Genomic DNA, 2,794 nt, shown 5'->3' with positions numbered 1-2,794 from the left:
ACAGTCTTGGGCTACTGCGGCTTGACGCCAGCTCATCGCTTGCAGGCAGCGGGGGCGCATCATGTGTTTGATAGCATGGACGCTCTTCCGAGCCTGGTGCAAAAGCCGTGGGGCGGCGCCTAACAGTTCGTTCAAGCCGAACCTGCTTCGCTACCAACAACACGGCAGGAAAAGCTTGCCATGTTGTTGGCTCCGCTACGCAGATCGGCTTAATTCAGCAACTGTCTTGTGATTAGTCGGGTCAAGCCATAATTAGACCCTCCGCACGCAGCTCATCGCGCCGCCTGGCATTGATGATGCCGAGCAGCTTGCGCATGCAGGCCACCAGCGCGACCTTGCCCAGCTTTCCGCGTGCACGCAGTTGCTGGTAGTGCGCCTTCATCATCGGATCCCAGCGCACGGCCGACAGCGTGGCCATGTAGAGCGCAACGCGTACCGGGGCGCGCCCGCCGCGGATGCGGCGCTTGCCTTGGCCCTGCCCGCTGTCGCGGTTCATCGGTGCCACGCCGGCGAGTTTGGCGATCTGCCGGCGATCAAGATGGCCAAGCTCGGGCAGCAGCGCCAGCGCGGTCGCCTGGAACACGGGGCCGAGCCCCTTGCTGGAGCGCAGCGCGGGCGTGGCGTGCTGTTGGATCAGGGCCTTCATGGTGCGCTCGATCGCCGCCAGCTCGCGGACCAATGCGGCGATGGTGCGAGCGGCCAGCTTACGAACCGATGGCGATGCCATCGCCGCCTGTTGCTTCTGGGCTTGTAGCAGGGTGACCACCTGGCCCCGTCGGCGCAGCCAGTCGCGCAACTCGCGCTGCCACGGCGGCGGGGCGACGTACCGGCGGAGGCGATCTGCGAACATCCGGGCCATCAACGCCAACAAACGCGCATCAATGGCATCGGTCTTGGCCAGCTCGCCGGTGGCACGCGCAAAATCGCGGGCCTGGCGCGGATTCACCCGCGCAATCCACAGCCCGGCATCGCAGCAGGCGTCCAACAGCGGCTCTTCGTAACCGCCGGTGGCTTCCACCACGATCCTGGACGCACCCAGCGCCACCAGGCGCTTGATGATCTTGGCAATCCCGGCTCGGGTGTTGGGAAACCGGGCGACGCCGGTCTGTCCATCCACACCAAGATCCAAAGCGCCTTTACCCACATCGATCCCTACTGCCGTCATGTCCGTTCTCCGTTACAGTTGGCCGGTCGAGAGCATCGCGCCTGAGGCCCACGCTTATCGGTTCGAGGGAAACCTCGATCAACTGTTCGGGCGCAGGGCGCGAGATCCGGCGTACGGTCCCTGCTGAATTACGGTGGTCTGACACCGAGGCGTTATCGGGCGCGCACGCCGGGCTCTCGGCTCTTAGGCTAGGGGAAACTCAAGACATAAGGCGTTAGGGCCCATGAAGTCGCAAATTGCTCTAGTACTACTACTTGCCTCGCAACGCAGTCTTGCTTGCCTAGTGACGCCGCCGCCTCAGCACACTCCACCAGACGAACTGATAGCTAGAACTGAGAATATTGCCTTGGCTAAAGTCGTCAGAGAAGATGCCGCTTCAAATGGTTGGGATATTCTTTATACATTCGAAACAATTAAACAGCTAAAAGGCGAACACCGAAAGGCGTTTCAGATTCTAGGCGATAGTGCTATATGGGAAGCCTCGAACCATAGATTCAACGATCATTTCGATGAAAATTTCTGGAATGACTATAATGGCCGAGAGTCTCACGATACTTCTTGCCGTATCCGACCCGGCTTTGCCGTCGGGGGCACCTATTTAATTTTCTTAGACAAGCCGTACCACTCAAAGAGCTTCGAAATGATCTTGGTGAGAGAGGGACCAGTCGATAAAAAAGATAAATGGCTACAGTACGTAGAGCAACGGACTTGGCCGTAACAATTCGTTCAAGCCGAACTTGCTTCGCTACACCAACAACGTGGCAGGTAAAGCTTGCCACGTTGTCGGCTACGCTACGCAAGTCGGCTTAACTCAGGCGTTAGGCCTAGGAAAAATTCGTATGACCAGTCGCATGATCGCTATCGCACTTCTCACGTTGATCTCAGGGTCTTTGTATGCGTCCGGCGTACAGGACAACAAGCGCCTCATCGAAATCTTCGAAGAAGACCAAAGCCCGCGAAATCAAGAAAGTATCGATTGGAAGGTCGTGGCCGAACAGGATCGTGCAAGGCGAGCGGAAGTTCTTGCTCTTATCAAAGCTGGGCAGATAAATACTTCGAGAGACTATTTCAATGCTGCACTTGTATTTCAACATGGCAACAGTATCGATGACTATCGTTTAGCCATGAGTCTCGCACAGCTAAGTTCAACACTAGACCCGCAATACAAAGCCGCGCCTCAGCTGGTTGCCGCCGCGTGGGACAGAATATTAATGAGCAAAGGCGTACCACAATGGTATGGCACACAGTTCAGTCGAGACGCTCCAGACGCACCAATCGTACTTTATAGAATCGATGAGTCGATAGTTACTGACCAAGAGCGATTAGATATGAATCTTCCCACGATTCAAGAAGCTAAAGATAGAGCAGATCGACTCAATGACAACCCTGGCTAGGGGTGAGTTAACACTCCAAGTGCAACACTCCTGAGAGTTTGTGCATGCGGTCGGCGGGGGTCTGGAAGTCATAGCGTCTCCTCGGCCGTGTGTTCAGTTTAGCGACTACCTGGTCGCAGTCGGCCTGTCGTTTCCCGGACACGCTTCGCCCTTTCCGGAAGTACTGCCGGAGCAAGCCGTTGAAGTTTTCGTTACTGCCCCGCTCCCACGGGCGGTGCGGGTAGGCGAAGTAGCT

Annotated in this window: 4 protein-coding genes; 2 read left to right on the top strand and 2 right to left on the bottom strand. The window is 57.1% G+C overall.

The window, feature by feature from the left end; genetic code table 11:
- Positions 1-241: 241 nt before the first annotated feature.
- A complete protein-coding gene (locus tag ACW7G1_RS14670) occupies positions 242-1,165 on the bottom strand; it encodes an IS110 family RNA-guided transposase (protein ID WP_456980499.1) in 924 nt (307 codons plus the stop codon).
- Positions 1,166-1,388: 223 nt separating this feature from the next.
- Here ACW7G1_RS14670 and ACW7G1_RS14665 point away from each other — a divergent pair, with 223 nt between their 5' ends.
- Both ACW7G1_RS14665 and ACW7G1_RS14660 read left to right on the top strand, forming a co-directional pair.
- On the top strand, positions 1,389-1,883 hold the full coding sequence (locus tag ACW7G1_RS14665) for a hypothetical protein (RefSeq protein ID WP_456980498.1): 495 nt from the start codon (positions 1,389-1,391) through the stop codon (positions 1,881-1,883).
- Positions 1,884-1,902: 19 nt separating this feature from the next.
- Positions 1,903-2,559, top strand: a complete 657-nt coding sequence (locus tag ACW7G1_RS14660; protein WP_456980497.1) for a hypothetical protein — start codon at positions 1,903-1,905, stop codon at positions 2,557-2,559.
- Between the two features lie 7 nt (positions 2,560-2,566).
- Here the strand turns inward: ACW7G1_RS14660 and ACW7G1_RS14655 are convergent.
- Positions 2,567-2,794: transposase (locus ACW7G1_RS14655; RefSeq protein WP_456980496.1), on the bottom strand; the 228-nt coding region annotated here is incomplete at its 5' end.

Source organism: Lysobacter sp. A378 (assembly GCF_054052125.1).
Note: the sequence above shows the minus strand (reverse complement) of the source record. Positions and strands in the feature narration are given on the sequence as shown.

Coding starts and splice junctions, on each gene's coding strand:
- ACW7G1_RS14670 (WP_456980499.1), bottom strand. CDS start 1,165: ATGACGGCAGTAGGGATCGATGTGGGTAAAGGCGCTTTGGATCTTGGT.
- ACW7G1_RS14665 (WP_456980498.1), top strand. CDS start 1,389: ATGAAGTCGCAAATTGCTCTAGTACTACTACTTGCCTCGCAACGCAGT.